The following is a 14,303-nucleotide window of genomic DNA, read 5'->3' as shown; positions in this document are numbered from 1 at the left end:
TAACGACTGACGTGTCCGGTAAGCGACTCTCAGCGCGACAGGATCAGATGAATGCCAAAACCGGCAAACAGCACGCCCGCAACACCGTCTACCCACTTCGCAGCACGTTGATACTTATCCCGCATCCACGGCAGGGCAAAAACAGCCGCGACCAGGGAAAACCAGGCGAAGGTTTCAACGCTTATCAGGACGAACAGCCCCCAGCGTTCCAGCCCCCCCACATCGTTACCGATAAACAAGGAAAAGACGCTACCAAAGTAGATAACCGCTTTGGGATTCGACAGGTTGGTCAGCAGGCCTTTAATAAAGCTCATGCCTTTCCTGGGCAGTTCGACGACAGGTTCCTGCTGTACGGGCTGTTTGTGGCGCTGACGGGCTGAGCCAATTAACTGCCAACCCATCCATAGTAGATAGAGTCCGCCACCGACCATGATGATTTGGTGTAGCCAGGCCATCTTTTGCAAAATCAGATGCAGGCCCATCAACGCTACCGCGGCCCAGATCATGACCGCCAGGGTAATGCCCAGAACGCCCAACATCGCTTCTTTGCGCGAACGGCTGGCGGCGGTTTGCGAGACAAAAAAGAAATCCGGGCCGGGACTCATAAGGGCAACAAGATGGACCAGGGCAATCGTGCCGAACAAAATCAACATGGTAACTCCTCTTTACTCTTCATCGAGATGTTCTTTAATCATCAGCAAAAACGGCTTACCGAAACGTTCCAGTTTGCGGTGCCCCACGCCGTTCACGCTGAGCATTTCTGAGGCGCTCACCGGCATCTGCTCTGCCATCTCCAGCAAGGTTGCATCGTTAAACACAACGTAGGGCGGAATATTCTCTTCGTCGGCTATCGCTTTACGCAGTTTACGCAGCTTGGCAAACAGCTTGCGGTCGTAGTTGCCGCCATACACTTTGGCCGACCCGCTGCTTTTCGGTCTGGCGGTAATCAGTCTTGGCACCGCCAGCATCAGCGGAACTTCACCGCGCAATACCGGTCGGGCCGCTTCAGTTAGCTGCAGCGCAGAATGCATGGCGATGTTTTGCGTCACCAGCCCCAGATGAATCAGCTGACGCAGGACGCTGACCCAATGCTCGTGGCTGTTTTCTTTACCCAGCCCATAAACGGGCAGCTTGTCGTGTCCCTGTTCGCGGATGCGATGATTATTGGCACCGCGCAATACTTCAACAATGTAGCCCATACCAAAGCGCTGGCCGACGCGATAAATACTGGAGAGTGCCTTTTGGGCTTCCACCAGGCCGTCATAGCGCTTAGGCGGATCGAGGCAAATATCGCAGTTCCCGCAGGGCTGCTGACGTCCTTCACCAAAGTAGTTCAGCAGCACCAAACGACGGCAGGTCTGCGCTTCGGCAAAAGCATTCATCGCATTCAGCTTGTGACGTTCAATATCCTGTAACGGGCCAGGCTGCTTCTCTTCCAGGCATTTGCGCAGCCAGGCCATATCAGCAGGATCGTAGAGCATCATGGCTTCTGCCGGCAGGCCGTCACGTCCGGCACGTCCTGTTTCCTGATAATAGGATTCAATGTTGCGCGGAATATCAAAGTGCACCACAAAACGCACGTTAGGCTTGTTGATGCCCATCCCAAATGCCACGGTCGCCACCACGATTTGCAAATCGTCGCGCTGAAACGCTTCCTGTACGCGGGCGCGCTGGGCGCTGTCAATTCCGGCATGATATGCCCCAACGCTTAACCCCCGGCTTTGCAGACGTGCGGCGGTATCCTCAACTTTTGCCCGGCTGTTACAGTAAATAATGCCGCATTTACCGCGCTGATCCTGTACGTAACGCAGCAACTGCTCAGTGGGTTTAAATTTTTCCACCAGCGTGTAACGAATATTGGGGCGGTCAAAACTGCTGATTTGAATCAGCGGATCCTGCATATGCAGCAGGTTAATGATATCAAGACGGGTCGTTTCGTCAGCGGTCGCTGTCAGCGCCATGACGGGCAGATCGGGAAAGCGCTGGCGCATCTGTCCCAGCGCGCCATATTCCGGTCGGAAATCATGTCCCCATTGGGAAATACAGTGCGCCTCATCAACGGCCAGCATACAGGGCTGCCAGTGCGCCAGACTGTCAAGAAAGTTGTCCATCATCAGACGTTCTGGCGCGATATAGAGCAGCTTCACGCGCCCGTTGCGGCAATCGGCCATGACAACCTGCTGCTGCTCGCGCGTCATGGTCGAGTTCAGGCAGGCCGCGGCCACGCCGTTTGCCAGGAGCTGATCCACCTGATCTTTCATCAGAGAGATGAGTGGCGACACCACCAGTGTCAGCCCCTCGCGCACCAGCGCCGGAATCTGATAGCAGAGTGATTTACCGCCGCCGGTCGGCATCACCACCAGGCAATCCCGCCCGCTCAGCGCTTCATTTATGATTGTCTGCTGACCGGGACGAAACTGCTGGTAGCCGAAGGTATCCTGCAATACCTGCTGCGCCAACGCTTCCTGATTAAGAACTGCCGAGGTTGCCACTGTATTCCTGACTTAATGGTTGGTTAGAACAAATCGTTAAGGGTCACACCTACGCCTAAACGAGTCTGACGGTGGTTATAGTCAATGAGAGATTCACCATAGCCGCTAAAAAGCTGGGTGTAAAAACGCACGTGCTGGGTGATGGGATAACTCCAGCCCAGCGTAGCGCCGCCGTAACCGCTATTCCAGTTATAGTTGCCTTCCACGCTGAAAATGCTGTCACCCATCGCATAGCCCACTTTCGCCCGATAGTAGCCCATGTATTTTGTAATATCCGGGTTATCGTCCGTGCTGGCGCTCTCAGAAATACGGAACCAGGGTTTGATCTCTGCGAGGAAATTACCGTTTTGCGCCATCAGGCGGGTATAAACACGGTTCCAGCTGCGTGACGTGGGATCGCTACGGCCATTGGACTGATGATTCACGCCCACTTCAACATCACGTAGCGTCCAGCCGGCAAACGAATAATCGGTCGCCCAGCCCAGGAAAATCTGCGGCTCATAGTTTGTCTCGCGGAAGGGCGACGACTCTTTTTTATTAGATAGCTGCCACCATGAGCGCTGAGTATAGGACGCGGCTAACACGGAGTTGTCACCCAGGATGCCGCGCCACAGTGGAAATGCCAGACTAAGCTGGAATTTCACTTCGTCTTTACGGGCATTCTGCGCCCAGTTATAAGAGGAAATCGCCTCTTTATTAATGTCGCTGGTGTACGTGTAAAGCAGATAGTTATTTTCGTAAGGATAAAGCACAAACGGGTTGTCATGCTGCTCCAGCAGGTTGGCAATAATGCTGCCACGAACCTGGGGTGCATCGTGAACGTGTTTGATCGTGGCTTCGTCCGCCTGCGCCAAAGCAGGAAGTAACATTGCCGCCAGCAAGGCGCGATGCTTACGCATAGGATTCTCCAGTGGAAACTGCGTATTCATAAAAGCGAATGGGTGTTGTAAAAAGCAGGACATTCTACACACAAATGTGAGCGAACATCAGCGCTGATTTCCTAAACTGGAAACCCTGTCGAGCGAAGCATAGAATAAACAACTCATTAACATCTACAGTTCATTTGTCAGCTGTTCAGGACTAAACACCATGTCATCCGTGCTATTGACTCAGCAGGACGCTCGCCGCCTGGTCGGTGAAATTTTTATTTATCATATGCCGTTTAACCAGGCACTTGGTCTGGAACTGGATCACCTTGACGCCGACTACGCTGAAATCAGTTTTGTGAACAAAACCATGCTGGTCGGCAATGCCGCTCAACAGATTCTCCACGGTGGGGTCACCGCCGCCGTACTGGACGTGGCGGCAGGCATGGTGTGCGTCAGTCATGCCTTGACGCGTGAGGAAACAATCAGTGAGGAAATGCTCCGCCAGCGACTGTCTCGCATGGGAACGATTGATATGCGGGTAGACTATCTGCGTCCCGGTCGCGGCGAGCGTTTTATCGCCACCAGTCGTTTACTGCGTGCCGGCAATAAAGTCTCTGTGGCGCGGGTGGAGTTACACAATGATCAGGGCGTTTACATCGCGACCGCCACAGCCACCTATCTGACAGGTTGATCACAGAACTGAACGCGTGGCAGCGTTTGGGTACTGCCACGCGTTATCCTGCCTGAATCAAAACATAGTGTTGGTGTTCGCCGACGTCGCCGGTACAGCCTGAATCACATCCCAGTGCTCGACAATTTTGCCGTTTTTCACGCGAAAAATATCCGTAACGGCCTGGCCACGATCGTGTTCACCGTTGGTGGAGTGAACATGCAGCCAGACCAAATCGCCATCGGTCGCACTTCGGACGATGCGTGCTTTTGACTGCGGGTTTTTCCTGAAATAGTCGGTAAAAAAGTTAACAAGCGGTGCCTTGCCGTTTGGCACGCCGGGATTGTGCTGACGGTAATTATCCGCGATAACCCCGGCCGCTTCAGCGACCTTGTGGTGATTAAAAAATTGATCATAGAAATGGATCACCAGTGCACGATTGGCCTCTTCCACCTTGATATCGCGGCCTTCGCCAGGTTGTGCCGCGTAAACTGCACCCGCGGTCAGGATACCTGCCGCCAGTAACAGGGTTTTCAGAAAAGCTACCATCATTATTCTCCTTGATCGTTCGTCATAGCGCTGGTCGCGAGGCACCAGATTTTGAGTACACAGGGATTGCCTGACGTCTGTCGAATGCGATACAGGGTTTCGCTCAGACACCTGGTCACAAAAATAGACTGACGTCGTGACGGATGTTACATTCGCGCAAAATGGATAACAAGAAGTCACACCAGAGTGACTTAATCACCTGAAAGTGACGCTTAGCGATGCACAGGAACCGACCCGATGCCCAAATCTTCACCCGCAACCTTTACGTATCAACAACCTTGCCCCATCCGGGATGTGCTTGACCGGATAGGCGACAAATGGAGTTTATTGATTCTCGAAGCGCTGGCCGAACAGACCTTACGTTTCAATGAACTTCACCGTCATATTGGCGATGTTGCCCGTCAGGTGCTGTCACGCAGTCTGAAACGGCTGGAAATGGATGGCTATATCCTGCGCACACTTTATCCGGAAGTGCCGCCGCGCGTTGAGTACAGCCTGACGGATTTAGGCCGTTCATTTCTCGAACCCATGCAGCAATTAATTGCATGGGCAGATAACAATCATCAGGCCATCTGCCTTTCTCGCCAGCGCGCGCTGGAGCAGGAGAAAGACTGACCCAGCATTATCGCCAGATCGGGCTACAGAGATAACGAGGACTGCGTTACCATTGCGGCCCTCTGTCACGCCGCTGTATTTCAGTGACCTCCGGTACAGTACAAATTTTCAGGATGAATTATGGATACCCAGCAAACCCGTCAGGGCATCGGCTTTGCGCTTGGCGCTTACTTTATTTGGGGCATTGCGCCCGCCTACTTCAAATTAGTGAAGGCCGTACCGGCGACTGAAATCATGACCCACAGGGTGATCTGGTCAGCACTGTTCATGTTGTTACTGATTACCCTGAGTCGCAGTTGGGGACAGGTCAGAAGCGTGCTGCGCCAGCCAAAAAAAGTGCTGCTACTGGCCCTTACGGCGGTAACGGTAGGGGGAAACTGGTTGCTGTTTATCTGGGCGGTGAACAATCAGCATATGCTTGAAGCCAGCCTGGGCTATTTTATCAACCCGTTGATTAACGTTGTGTTTGGCATGATTTTCCTGCGTGAACGTTTCCGTCGCCTGCAGTGGCTGGCGGTCGCCCTGGCGGCTGGCGGCGTGCTTCTGCAACTGTGGAAATTTGGCTCAGTGCCGGTGATTGCCTTAGGGCTGGCGTTCAGCTTCGCGTTTTATGGCCTGATGAGGAAGAAAATTCAGGTCGATGCCCAGAGCGGCATGCTGATAGAGACGCTGTGGCTGTTTCCGCTGGCCGCGCTCTATCTGTTTGGCTTTGCTGACAGCAGCACCAGCCACCTTAGCGCGAACCCCATGAGCCTGAACCTGTTACTGATCGCCGCAGGCATTGTTACCACGATTCCGCTGATGTTCTTCGCCGCGGCTTGTACCCGACTGCGCCTGTCAACGGTGGGCTTCTTTCAGTATCTGGGCCCTACGCTGATGTTCTTGCTGGCGGTGCTGTTTTATGGTGAAACCGTTACGCCAGATAAAATGGTAACCTTTGGTTTTATCTGGCTGGCTCTGCTGGTCTTTATTCTGGATGCCGTGGCGTTTTCAGCGCGGAGCCGAATGCGCAAAGCGTGAAAGAAAGCGCGCCATTGCCGGCCCGGTCAGTAAGATGGTGAATAATCGCAGGGTCTGCATCGCCATCACAAAAGCCATATCTACCCGGCTTCCGGCAGCGATAATCGCCACCGTGTCCAGCCCGCCTGGGCTGGTGGCGAGATACGCCGTCATCAGGTCAATATGCAACACGCGGGTTAACATCCATGCCAGCCCACCGCACAGCAGCATCAGGCCAAAAATGGACAGCAGCATCTGCGGCAGCGTGCTTAACGCCAGCCTGAAGATCGGCCGGGTGAAACGTAACCCCACGCTCCAGCCAATCATGGCGTACGCCAGGGCAAGCAGCCATTCTGGCATCTGAAGCACCGCCGTACCGGTTGAATGCAGGGTTGCACCAATCAGCGCAGGTATCAGTAACGCGCCAGATGGGATACGCAGCCATGGGCCAAGCCATGCGCTGCAAACCACCAGGCACATTGTCACCAGGAAACCGCTGTTAAGCGCCGGAAACCACACCAGCGAGCCGGCATGACCGCCATCGCCCAGCCCGATCCGCGCCACCATGGCCGCCGCGCCCGCCACAAACAGCACCCGCAGATACTGCATGAACGCAACCAGCCGGACGTCCGCGCCAAATTCGCCCGCCATCGCGACCATCGCAGAGGCACCACCAGGGGAAGATCCCCATGCGCCCGTCGGGCCCGGAAGCTGGCTGAAACGCACCAGCAGAAAACCCGACAGCCCGCTGGCGGCCAGCGTCAGCAGCAGGACCGCTAACACGACTGGCCAGTCCTGCAGCAGCGGCGTCAGGATAGAAGGTGACAGGCTTTGCGCAATCATGCAGCCCAGCACCGCCTGCGACAGCAGAAATAACCGCTTGTTAATACGCAGTGTGGCACCGGACAGGCCCATGACCACGCCAACGATCATGGGTCCCAGCAACAGGGCGGCCGGCACGTGAAAATACTGGAAGATTGCGCCAAGTAATACAGATGACACTAACAGCAGCAGCCATTGCCAGCGCAACGAAAGAGCGTCCATAGAATGATTAATCAATTATGAAAATTGAGCGGCTAGAGTAGCAGAATTAAGGCGGCAGGCCAGCAAAATGGGCCGTATTAACAGCCCGTGCTGATGATTAAAGCCAGTTTTTACGCTTGAAATAGAGATAAGGTGCCAGGCCTGCAAGCATCATCAGGCAAATGGCGCCAGGATAGCCAAAGCTCCACTTCAGTTCAGGCATAAACTCAAAGTTCATGCCGTAGCTGGATGCCACCAGCGTCGGTGGCAGGAAAACCACGGATACCACCGAGAAGATCTTGATGATGCGGTTCTGCTCTATGTTGATAAAGCCCATCGCCGCCTGCATCAGGAAGTTGACCTTTTGAAACAGCGACTCATTGTGGGGCAGCAGGGATTCGATATCGCGCAGGATCTCGCGCGCCTGCTCCAGCTGATTACCCGGCAAACGGGCTTTTCGGACCAGAAAATTAAGCGCACGCTGCGTATCCATCAGACACAAGCGCACCTTCCAGCCGATATCTTCCAGCTCGGCTAAACGCGAGAGTGCCTGGTCGTATTCCTCACCCTGCTGGCCTTCCATGATGACGCGGCTGAGCTTTTCCAGTGCGCTGTAAATGTTCTCAATTTCATCTGCCAGTTGTTCGATTTTCGTCTCGAACAGATCAAGCAGCAGCTCATAGGCATTGCCATCGATCAATGTCTGGTTACGGGCACGCATTCGATAGAGACGAAAAGCGGGAAGCTCGCGCTCGCGCAGCGTATATAAACGCCCTTCGCGGATGGTAAACGCAACGGTGGAGTTACCGGCGTGATCTTCGGCATCTTCAAAAAAGAAGAAGGAGTGAATGTGCAGGCCGTCTTCATCTTCGAAGAAACGCGCCGAGGCTTCGATATCTTCCAGTTCAGGGCGCGTTGCCAGGCTCTGGCCCAGTTCAGATTGCACGCGGTCGCGCTCGCCTTCTTCAGGCTCGACCAGGTCAACCCACACTGACGTGGTCAGTTTATCGCTTTCATCTTCCAGTTCCAGACGCGTCAGGCGACTGTTATCAAGTTTAAATGCGCTCAGCATAGCAAGACTCCCCATTGCAGACTTTATGGGACAACGCTGTCGGCCGGTCTGAATGCAGACCCGCGAACCTGAACACGGATAAAGGATAAATCAGTGCTGACTCGTGCGACGGATTAAAAAGGGAGGTCGCTGATAACCGCTAAGGCTACCAGCGTAATGAGATAGCCTTAGATGTTATTCCTGAAAACCAGGTTAATGAGCCAGCATCGACTGGGCGTGTCCAAGGCATTGTCCTCTCATGATAATAGTGCGCGCATGTTACGCTGAGACGAAAAAGTCGTCAACCAGCGCCTAGACGGTTTCCAGTTTAGCGTAGGCGGCCACCAGCCACTTGATCCCCTGGCCCTGAAACGCCACCTGCAAGCGGCTGTGTTCTCCGCTGCCTTCGAGATTCACAATAGTGCCTTCACCAAATTTGGCGTGGCGAACGCGTTGCCCCAGGGCGAATCCCGTGTCGTTTTTGCTGATCGGTGTGCCCATGCGCTGATGACTGACCGGTCGCGTCACACTGGCGCGTAAACGGACTTCTTCAATACAGGCTTCAGGCAGTTCGCCAATAAAACGTGAAGGTCGATGGTAGACTTCTTTACCGTAAAGACGACGGGTTTCCGCATAGGTCAGCGTCAGCTTCATCATGGCACGCGTGACGCCGACGTAAGCCAGGCGACGCTCTTCTTCCAGTCGCCCGCCTTCATCCAGCGCCATCTGGCTCGGGAACATGCCCTCTTCCATCCCGACAATAAACACCTGGCTAAACTCCAGGCCTTTCGCGGAGTGCAACGTCATCAGCTGCACCGCATCCTGCCATTTGTCCGCCTGGCCTTCCCCGGCTTCGAGAGCCGCATGAGAAAGGAATGCCTGCAGCGGCATCAAATCTTCGTCTTCATCCTGGTAGCTGAACTGGCGCGTTGCCGTCACCAGTTCTTCCAGGTTTTCGATACGGGCCTGGCCCTTTTCACCCTTTTCCTGCTCGTACATGATCCACAGGCCAGAATCCTTGATGACTCTGTCGGTCTGCACGTGCAGCGGCATATCCACGGTTTCGCTTGCCAGCGAATCCACTAACTCACAGAAGCGTTGCAGCGCAGAGGCCGCACGACCGGCCAGGGCGCGCGACTGAAGCAGCTCGCGCGTTGCCTGCCATAAGGTCATCTGCTTTTCCCGAGCCGTCTGACGCACCACATCCAGCGTGCGGTCGCCCACACCACGCGTTGGCGTATTCACCACGCGCTCAAAGGCGGCGTCGTCGTTGCGGTTGGCCATCAGTCGCAGATAAGCCAGCGCGTCCTTGATTTCCTGACGTTCGAAAAAGCGCATACCGCCATAGATACGGTACGGCATGCTGGCCTGTAGCAGGGCTTCTTCCAGCACACGCGATTGGGCATTGCTGCGATACAGGATGGCGCAATCCGCCAGCGCATTGCCGTTTTCCATCCAGGCCTTGATACGGTTGACCACAAAGCGGGATTCATCCAGCTCGTTAAAGGCGCAGTAAACCGAAATGGGCTCACCATCGCTGCCGTCAGTCCACAGTTCTTTCCCCAGTCGGCCGTTGTTATTGGCGATCAGGGCATTCGCTGACTTCAAAATGTTGTTGGTCGAGCGGTAGTTTTGCTCCAGGCGAATGGTATCCGCGCCGGGAAAATCCTTTAAAAAGCGCTGAATGTTTTCGACCTGCGCACCGCGCCAGCCGTAAATTGACTGATCGTCGTCACCCACGATAATCACTTTGCCGCTGTCGCCCGCCAGCATGCGAATCCAGGCGTACTGAATATTGTTGGTATCCTGAAACTCATCCACCAGAATGTTACTGAAGCGCTCACGGTAATGATTCAGGATATGGGGTTTGTTTAACCACAGCTCGTGAGCACGCAGCAACAGTTCAGCAAAGTCGACCAGCCCGGCGCGATCGCAGGCTTCCTGGTAGGCCTGATATATCCGCAGCCAGGTTTGTTCGACCGGATTGCCGTAGCTTTCAATATGCTTCGGCCGCAAACCTTCATCTTTCTTGCCGTTGATGTACCACATGCCCTGGCGCGCTGGCCACTGCTTCTCATCCAGGTTCATCGCCTTAATCAGGCGCTTGAGCAGGCGCAGCTGGTCTTCACTGTCGAGGATCTGGAAATCCTGCGGCAGACCTGCGTCAAGATGATGCGCGCGCAGCAGGCGGTGTGCCAGACCGTGGAAAGTGCCTATCCACATTCCCCCCTGGCTGGTACCAATGAGCTGCTCAATACGGTGGCGCATCTCTGCGGCTGCCTTGTTGGTAAAGGTCACGGCCATAATGGAGTACGGCGAGCAGTTTTCTACCGACAGCAGCCAGGCGATGCGGTGCACCAGAACGCGTGTTTTTCCGCTGCCCGCGCCCGCCAGCACCAGCAGGTTACTGCGCGGCGCCGCAACGGCCTCGCGCTGTTTGTCATTCAAACCGTCGAGCAGTTCAGAAACGTCCATAAGCACCAATAAGTCAGAAAATGCGAAGCATAAGACTGGATAAATTTACAGCCATTATAACAGCGAGGTGAGTGATGCCAACTGGGAAATTTCAACGTGTGGCAGCAGACGGGCATCCTCGATCTGCATGAGATTACCCTCACGAAGGTTAATCCAGCAGGCCTGCATGCCAAAACGAATCGCGCCTGCCACATCGGTGGTGAGATCGTCGCCAACGTGCAGAATGTGTTCCGGGGCGATATTAAGACGTTGCGCAGCCAGCTGATACATATCCAGCCACGGCTTAGCGCGCCCGTCTGGCCCCGCCCGGAGTGAAAACTGGAAGTAGTGTGCCAGCCCGAGTTTTTCAGGCTGCGCGTTGCCATTGGTGATCGCCACCAGCGGCACTTTCTTCGCCAGGGCGTTCAGCGTGTCATGGGTTTCAGCAGGCATATCGACCTGGCTGCGCCACTGATGGAACACATCCATAACCTGCGTCGCGCCCGCCGCGGCTTCGGATGGCGTTAAACCGGCCTGGCACATGACATGTTCTACTGAACGCCGACGCCACTCAGAGACATCATGGTAGATCTCAGGTTCGCTTGCACGTAACTGACTGCGCGAGGCGGCTACATCTTCCGGCGTTATGGCTCGCAGCGCCGGGTGGAAAGCCTGCAGCGCAGCATGAGAGGCTTCCGTGGTTTTACGGATCACCGGATAGTTGTCGTAGAGCGTGTCGTCTAGATCGAAAGTGATCGCTTTGATGTCACGCAGAGGGCGATAAAACTTCATTCACTCTTTCCTCGTTTGGCGCGGGGATGCGCAGCATCATACACCGATGCCAGATGCTGGAAATCAAGATGGGTGTAAATTTGGGTGGTCGACAGATTCGCATGGCCCAGTAATTCCTGCACCGCGCGCAGATCGCCACTCGACTCCAACAAATGGGTGGCAAAAGAGTGGCGCAGCTTATGGGGATGTATATGACTGGAAAGACCCTGCTTAATTCCCCACTCGGCAAAGCGTTTCTGGACGTTGCGCGCAGAGATACGAGAGCCACGGCTGGAGAGAAACAGCGCATCATCCCCAGGGTTAAACGCGGTGCGTAGCGGCAACCACTGCTGGATCCAGCTGACGGCGGTGCGACCGATCGGCACGCGCCGCTCCTTGCTGCCTTTACCTAAAACCCAAACCTCTCCCGCCTCAAGATCGACATGGCGGCAGTCCATATTGACCAGCTCGGAAAGACGTAACCCTCCGCCGTACATCACTTCCAGCATCGTACGATCGCGGATCGCCAGCGGATCGGTGAGATCAATCTCCAGCAACTGGTTAACGTCATCAACATCGATATTTTTCGGTAGATGACGACCGTTGCGCGGCGTGGCGATCCCTTTCGCCGGATTAGCCGCCAGCATGTCGCGGCTCACCTGCCAGTCAAGGAAACTGCGTAATGCGGAAAGACGTAATGCCAGACTACTTGCAGCCAGGCCTGCACGACGGCTGCGGGCGGCCATGCTACGCACCATGGCGGGATCGAGCTGTGACCACGCGCTGATTTTCATCTCATCGGCAATTGTCACCAGTGCGGCAAGCTGACGCGCGTAGCTGCTCAGGGTAAGCGGGCTGAGCTGGCGTTCAACCTTCAGGTGGCGCAGAAAGCCGTCAACGGTCTCCTGCAACACGCTGCTCATGCGCGCTCCACCCAGCGTTCCAGCAGCGCAGGTATCATCTGCGAAAGGTGCTGAAGCAGTAAGGTGCCCATGCCCGACTGATAGTGCAGGCTGTCACGGCTACTGAAGATAATGATGCCAAGCTCGCCCTCGTCACCCATCAGGGACATGGCGACTGAACCAATGGCCTTTGCCTGAGGCAGCAGCAGCAGCAGCTCCGGGCCATTGATATTCCCCAGATAGTGCTGCTCATTACCGAAGCGCTGAATGCGTAACGGTTCGAAAGCCTGACGGGCCAGGCCAAGCTGCACAAAGTCAGACGGCGCACCCAGTCGCCACTTGTCGTTAAACAAGCGGATATTGGCTCCCGCCAGTCCGAGATCGCGCGCCCAGCGATGCAGGCGATTGAGCATATCCTGGAGTGAGCTGGCGGCGGCCAGGTGACTTTGCAGTGAAAGCAGACGTGAGAATAACTGTTGATTTGCGGTCGCCTGCTCCATCAGCAGCGTAATTTCTTCTTCCAGACGCTGGATGTGGTTGCGCTGGCGCGCCATGTGCCATTCCACCAGCGATACGCTACCGCGAACCGGGTGCGGCACCGCCATCTGTTCCACCTGACGGGCGTTGCGCATAAAGAAATCAGGATTCTGACGCAGATAATCACTGACGGCCTGATCGTCCAGCAGGACAGTATTTTCCACCTGCTCTTCGATATTTTTCATAAGTGAATAAACCCATCGTAGACATGTGTGGCCGGACCGGTCATGTAGAGCGGCTGTCCGACGCCTTTCCAGGCGATATGTAACGTGCCGCCTGGCAAATCAACGCGTACTTTCTGACTTAAAATACCCTGCTGGATACCGCAGGCAACCGCCGCACAGGCACCGCTACCGCACGCCTGAGTTTCCCCTGCACCGCGTTCATAAACACGCAGCCGGATGTGTTCAGGGCTGATAATTTCCATAAAGCCCACGTTGACGCGTTCCGGAAAACGCTCATGGCTTTCCAGGACCGGTCCCAGAAGCTCAACCTGGGCCGTTTTCGTGCTTTCCACCTGGATTACGCAGTGAGGGTTGCCCATCGAGACGGCACCAAACATCACCGTTTGTTCTGCCACGCGTAACAGGTAAAGGTTTTCAGCTTTATTGGCGCGGAAAGGCACCTGCTGGGGTTCGAAATTCGGCTCGCCCATATTCACACGTACCAGATCGTCTGGTGTAACGCTCAGAACCATGCGACCAGCCTGGGTGCTCACGCGAATATCGCTTTTATTCGTCAGCCCTTTTAACTGAACAAAACGGGCGAAGCAGCGGGCGCCATTCCCACACTGCGCGACTTCACTCCCGTCTGCATTAAAAATGCGGTAGTGAAAGTCGAGATCGGGATCGTAAGGCGGCTCAACGACCAGCAGCTGATCGAAGCCAATCCCGAGATGGCGATCGGACAGCCGGCGGATCAATTCCGGCGAAAAAAAGACATTTTGCGTTACGGCATCCACAACCATGAAATCATTGCCGAGACCGTGCATTTTGGAGAACTGCATTTTTTGCTCCGCCGGATGCGCCATAAGTGTTATTTCATTTGTGAGCTTGAGCTTGAACCACCCGTCACCAGACCACCTACATCCGCTTTAGACGCGTCGGCTTTCTGTTTTTGCGTGGGTGCTGACGTTGGCGCAGCTTGTTTTGGCGTGTCCTGCGGCGGGAAGTAGAGCGGTCCTTTTAATCCACAGCCTGCAAGGCTTGTTAATGCCATTGTCATTGCTAACAGGCTTATCGCTTTCTTCATTCTTTATGCTCTTCATGTCCTGTGACCTGGATGCTTATCATCGCAGTTGAAGTTGGAAAAGCAACAGGAAATGCCAGCTAATCACGTGAGCGTTGTGGCAAGCCCTCAAGATAGCATCAT

The 14,303-nt window shown here is 54.9% G+C and carries 16 protein-coding genes; 3 read left to right on the top strand and 13 right to left on the bottom strand.

Annotated elements, in window-relative coordinates; translation table 11 throughout:
- Nucleotides 1-29: 29 nt before the first annotated feature.
- Genes rhtC through pldA form a run of 3 tightly spaced genes read right to left on the bottom strand, consistent with a single transcriptional unit; the run spans nucleotide 30 to nucleotide 3,391 of the window.
- Nucleotides 30-653 (bottom strand): threonine export protein RhtC, encoded by a 624-nt coding sequence (rhtC, locus tag ACPXSQ_RS19690; protein ID WP_013024083.1) that lies wholly within the window; start codon nucleotides 651-653, stop codon nucleotides 30-32.
- A 12-nt stretch (nucleotides 654-665) separates the two neighbouring features.
- On the bottom strand, nucleotides 666-2,492 hold the full coding sequence (gene recQ / locus ACPXSQ_RS19685; protein WP_013024082.1) for an ATP-dependent DNA helicase RecQ: 1,827 nt from the start codon (nucleotides 2,490-2,492) through the stop codon (nucleotides 666-668).
- A gap of 23 nt (nucleotides 2,493-2,515) precedes the next feature.
- A complete protein-coding gene (gene pldA / locus ACPXSQ_RS19680) occupies nucleotides 2,516-3,391 on the bottom strand; it encodes a phospholipase A (protein ID WP_014606982.1) in 876 nt (291 codons plus the stop codon).
- A gap of 190 nt (nucleotides 3,392-3,581) precedes the next feature.
- Here pldA and ACPXSQ_RS19675 point away from each other — a divergent pair, with 190 nt between their 5' ends.
- Entirely contained in the window at nucleotides 3,582-4,052 is a 471-nt protein-coding gene (locus tag ACPXSQ_RS19675) for a thioesterase family protein (protein WP_014595018.1), read from the top strand.
- A gap of 57 nt (nucleotides 4,053-4,109) precedes the next feature.
- Here the strand turns inward: ACPXSQ_RS19675 and ACPXSQ_RS19670 are convergent, their stop codons facing one another.
- Nucleotides 4,110-4,583, bottom strand: coding sequence for a nuclear transport factor 2 family protein (locus ACPXSQ_RS19670; RefSeq protein ID WP_029570847.1), 474 nt, complete (start codon nucleotides 4,581-4,583; stop codon nucleotides 4,110-4,112).
- 234 nt (nucleotides 4,584-4,817) lie between these two features.
- On the opposite strand from ACPXSQ_RS19670, the gene ACPXSQ_RS19665 reads away from it, so the two are divergent.
- Together ACPXSQ_RS19665 and rarD are read left to right on the top strand one after the other, a co-directional pair.
- A complete protein-coding gene (locus ACPXSQ_RS19665) occupies nucleotides 4,818-5,195 on the top strand; it encodes a winged helix-turn-helix transcriptional regulator (RefSeq protein WP_013024078.1) in 378 nt (125 codons plus the stop codon).
- Between the two features lie 120 nt (nucleotides 5,196-5,315).
- Entirely contained in the window at nucleotides 5,316-6,215 is a 900-nt protein-coding gene (gene rarD / locus ACPXSQ_RS19660; protein WP_014595016.1) for an EamA family transporter RarD, read from the top strand.
- Here the strand turns inward: rarD and ACPXSQ_RS19655 are convergent.
- From ACPXSQ_RS19655 to lptM, 9 genes are all read right to left on the bottom strand, one after another.
- A complete protein-coding gene (locus ACPXSQ_RS19655) occupies nucleotides 6,186-7,238 on the bottom strand; it encodes an AbrB family transcriptional regulator (RefSeq protein WP_024471029.1) in 1,053 nt (350 codons plus the stop codon). The genes rarD and ACPXSQ_RS19655 overlap by 30 nt on opposite strands.
- Before the next feature lie 97 nt (nucleotides 7,239-7,335).
- The gene (gene corA, locus ACPXSQ_RS19650; protein ID WP_014606985.1) at nucleotides 7,336-8,289 is read right to left on the bottom strand and encodes a magnesium/cobalt transporter CorA; all 954 of its coding nucleotides are present in this window, start codon (nucleotides 8,287-8,289) and stop codon (nucleotides 7,336-7,338) included.
- Between the two features lie 167 nt (nucleotides 8,290-8,456).
- Nucleotides 8,457-8,513 carry a YsgD/CorL family protein gene (ysgD, locus tag ACPXSQ_RS19645; protein ID WP_349887138.1) on the bottom strand — a complete coding sequence of 19 codons (57 nt, stop codon included), beginning with the start codon at nucleotides 8,511-8,513 and terminating at the stop codon, nucleotides 8,457-8,459.
- A 67-nt stretch (nucleotides 8,514-8,580) separates the two neighbouring features.
- Nucleotides 8,581-10,743, bottom strand: a complete 2,163-nt coding sequence (gene uvrD, locus ACPXSQ_RS19640; RefSeq protein ID WP_014606986.1) for a DNA helicase II — start codon at nucleotides 10,741-10,743, stop codon at nucleotides 8,581-8,583.
- A 54-nt stretch (nucleotides 10,744-10,797) separates the two neighbouring features.
- Complete coding sequence (gene yigB / locus ACPXSQ_RS19635) at nucleotides 10,798-11,514, bottom strand: 5-amino-6-(5-phospho-D-ribitylamino)uracil phosphatase YigB (protein ID WP_014595013.1); 717 nt, start codon at nucleotides 11,512-11,514, stop codon at nucleotides 10,798-10,800.
- Nucleotides 11,511-12,416 carry a tyrosine recombinase XerC gene (gene xerC, locus ACPXSQ_RS19630; RefSeq protein WP_013024072.1) on the bottom strand — a complete coding sequence of 302 codons (906 nt, stop codon included), beginning with the start codon at nucleotides 12,414-12,416 and terminating at the stop codon, nucleotides 11,511-11,513. Before xerC ends, yigB begins: the two co-directional genes overlap by 4 nt.
- Nucleotides 12,413-13,117: a DUF484 domain-containing protein gene (locus ACPXSQ_RS19625; RefSeq protein ID WP_013024071.1), complete on the bottom strand. Its 705-nt coding sequence runs from the start codon at nucleotides 13,115-13,117 to the stop codon at nucleotides 12,413-12,415. The genes xerC and ACPXSQ_RS19625 overlap by 4 nt, the downstream gene beginning before the upstream one ends.
- The gene (gene dapF, locus ACPXSQ_RS19620; protein ID WP_015701292.1) at nucleotides 13,114-13,938 is read right to left on the bottom strand and encodes a diaminopimelate epimerase; all 825 of its coding nucleotides are present in this window, start codon (nucleotides 13,936-13,938) and stop codon (nucleotides 13,114-13,116) included. Before dapF ends, ACPXSQ_RS19625 begins: the two co-directional genes overlap by 4 nt.
- Nucleotides 13,939-13,967: 29 nt before the next feature.
- Nucleotides 13,968-14,183, bottom strand: a complete 216-nt coding sequence (gene lptM / locus ACPXSQ_RS19615) for an LPS translocon maturation chaperone LptM (RefSeq protein WP_013024069.1) — start codon at nucleotides 14,181-14,183, stop codon at nucleotides 13,968-13,970.
- Nucleotides 14,184-14,303: the final 120 nt, after the last annotated feature.

It is taken from the genome of Pantoea sp. EEL5 (genome assembly GCF_049892805.1).
GTDB lineage: Bacteria > Pseudomonadota > Gammaproteobacteria > Enterobacterales > Enterobacteriaceae > Pantoea > Pantoea ananatis.
This window is presented reverse-complemented; position numbering and strand designations above follow the sequence as displayed.

Excerpts from the sequence above, each read along its gene's own strand:
- rhtC (WP_013024083.1), bottom strand. The coding sequence starts at position 653 with ATGTTGATTTTGTTCGGCACGATTGCCCTGGTCCATCTTGTTGCCCTT.
- pldA (WP_014606982.1), bottom strand. The coding sequence starts at position 3,391 with ATGCGTAAGCATCGCGCCTTGCTGGCGGCAATGTTACTTCCTGCTTTG.
- ACPXSQ_RS19675 (WP_014595018.1), top strand. The coding sequence starts at position 3,582 with ATGTCATCCGTGCTATTGACTCAGCAGGACGCTCGCCGCCTGGTCGGT.
- ACPXSQ_RS19670 (WP_029570847.1), bottom strand. The coding sequence starts at position 4,583 with ATGATGGTAGCTTTTCTGAAAACCCTGTTACTGGCGGCAGGTATCCTG.
- ACPXSQ_RS19665 (WP_013024078.1), top strand. The coding sequence starts at position 4,818 with ATGCCCAAATCTTCACCCGCAACCTTTACGTATCAACAACCTTGCCCC.
- rarD (WP_014595016.1), top strand. The coding sequence starts at position 5,316 with ATGGATACCCAGCAAACCCGTCAGGGCATCGGCTTTGCGCTTGGCGCT.
- ACPXSQ_RS19655 (WP_024471029.1), bottom strand. The coding sequence starts at position 7,238 with ATGGACGCTCTTTCGTTGCGCTGGCAATGGCTGCTGCTGTTAGTGTCA.
- corA (WP_014606985.1), bottom strand. The coding sequence starts at position 8,289 with ATGCTGAGCGCATTTAAACTTGATAACAGTCGCCTGACGCGTCTGGAA.
- uvrD (WP_014606986.1), bottom strand. The coding sequence starts at position 10,743 with ATGGACGTTTCTGAACTGCTCGACGGTTTGAATGACAAACAGCGCGAG.
- yigB (WP_014595013.1), bottom strand. The coding sequence starts at position 11,514 with ATGAAGTTTTATCGCCCTCTGCGTGACATCAAAGCGATCACTTTCGAT.
- xerC (WP_013024072.1), bottom strand. The coding sequence starts at position 12,416 with ATGAGCAGCGTGTTGCAGGAGACCGTTGACGGCTTTCTGCGCCACCTG.
- ACPXSQ_RS19625 (WP_013024071.1), bottom strand. The coding sequence starts at position 13,117 with ATGAAAAATATCGAAGAGCAGGTGGAAAATACTGTCCTGCTGGACGAT.
- dapF (WP_015701292.1), bottom strand. The coding sequence starts at position 13,938 with ATGCAGTTCTCCAAAATGCACGGTCTCGGCAATGATTTCATGGTTGTG.
- lptM (WP_013024069.1), bottom strand. The coding sequence starts at position 14,183 with ATGAAGAAAGCGATAAGCCTGTTAGCAATGACAATGGCATTAACAAGC.